1 protein-coding gene is annotated in these 1548 nt (G+C 73.5%); it reads left to right on the plus strand.

The features are described from left to right. Positions 1 to 277 precede the first annotated feature (277 nt). A partial coding sequence (locus D471_RS0106260; RefSeq protein ID WP_040688585.1) for an ATP-dependent DNA helicase occupies positions 278 to 1548 on the plus strand: 1271 nt, incomplete at its 3' end.

Genomic DNA, 1548 nt, shown 5'->3' on the forward strand with positions numbered 1-1548 from the left:
GGTCCGCGTTCGCGTCCCGCGCGACGGGAGGAGCGCGCCTGGATCGAATCCGAGCTGCTGCCGACCGTGCTGCGGGCCGAGACCGAGATCGGCCGCCTGTTCGCCGGGCTGCGCTGAGGCCGGTTCCGGGACGCCTTCGCCACCCCCCTGCCCCGGGGACGCCCCAGGCCATGGACGCGCCGGAGGAGGCCGTCGCCCCCTGGTGCGAGCCGGAGCCGCCGACCGGGGCCCTGTGGACAACGCCCCGGCTGTCGCCCGCGACGGGTACTGTCGATCCGTGGCAGATCTCCCCGACGTTCCCACCCTGCTCGACGCCGCCGTGAACGCCCTCGGCGGCAGCCGTCGTGAGGGGCAGACGACCATGGCCGACGCCGTCGCCGAGGCGGTCGACCGGCGCGAACACCTGGTGGTCCAGGCCGGCACCGGTACCGGCAAGTCCCTGGCCTACCTCGTGCCCGCCGTCAGACACGCGATGGCCAAGGAGACCACCGTCGTGATCTCGACGGCCACCATCGCGCTCCAGAACCAGCTCATCGACCGTGATCTGCCGCGCCTGGCCGCCGCGCTCGCCCCGCTGCTGCCGCGCGAGCCCACCTTCGCCGTGTTGAAGGGGCGGCGCAACTACCTGTGCCGCAACCGCCTCCAGACGGCTGACGAGGAAGCTGAGGACGCCGAGCTCTTCGACCCCCGGCAGCTCTCCTCGCTGGGGCGCCAGGTCGCACGGCTGCACGAGTGGGCCGACGAGACCGTCACCGGCGACCGCGACGAACTCGTGCCCGGGGTCAGTGACCTCGCCTGGCGCCAGGTCTCCGTGGGCGGCAACGAGTGCGTGGGCGCGCGGGTCTGCGCCTTCGGCCAGGAATGCTTCGCCGAGTTCGCCCGGGAGGCCACCCAGGGCGTGGACGTCGTGGTCACCAACCACGCGATGCTCGCCATCGACATGACCCAGGGCCACCACATCCTGCCCGAGCACGACACCATCATGATCGACGAGGCGCACGAACTGGTCGACCGCGCCACCTCCGTGGCGACGGAGAACCTCACCGAGCGCGCGGTGAGCACCGCCGCCAAGCGCGCCGGACGCCTCGTCGAACCCGGGATCAGCGAGCGTCTCGCCGAGTGCGCCGACGGACTCGGCCTGATGCTCGCCGACGCCCCCGACGGCCGACTCGACCAGATCGACGACGGACTCGCCGGTGCCGTCGCCGCCGTGCGCGACGCCGCGGCCGCCTGCGTCAACGCCGTCGGTCCCTCCTCCGGGGAGTTCGACCCCGACACCGCCTCCGACCGGCGCCTGGCCCTGGCCGCGCTGGGGGAGGTCCACGACGCCGCCGTCAGCGTCCTGGAGTCCTACGCGCCTCCCCTGCGCGACCGCACCGAGGTCGTCTGGCTGACCAGGGGCCCGTCCCGTCCGCCCTCCCTCCACGTCGCGCCGCTCGGTGTGGGCGGGCTGCTGAGGGAGAAGCTCTTCGGAGACCGCACGGTCGTGCTCACCTCCGCCACGCTCACCCTCGGCGGTTCCTTCACCTCCCTGGCCCGCCAGTGGGG

The sequence above is a fragment of the Nocardiopsis lucentensis DSM 44048 genome, assembly GCF_000341125.1.
Classification (GTDB): domain Bacteria; phylum Actinomycetota; class Actinomycetes; order Streptosporangiales; family Streptosporangiaceae; genus Nocardiopsis; species Nocardiopsis lucentensis.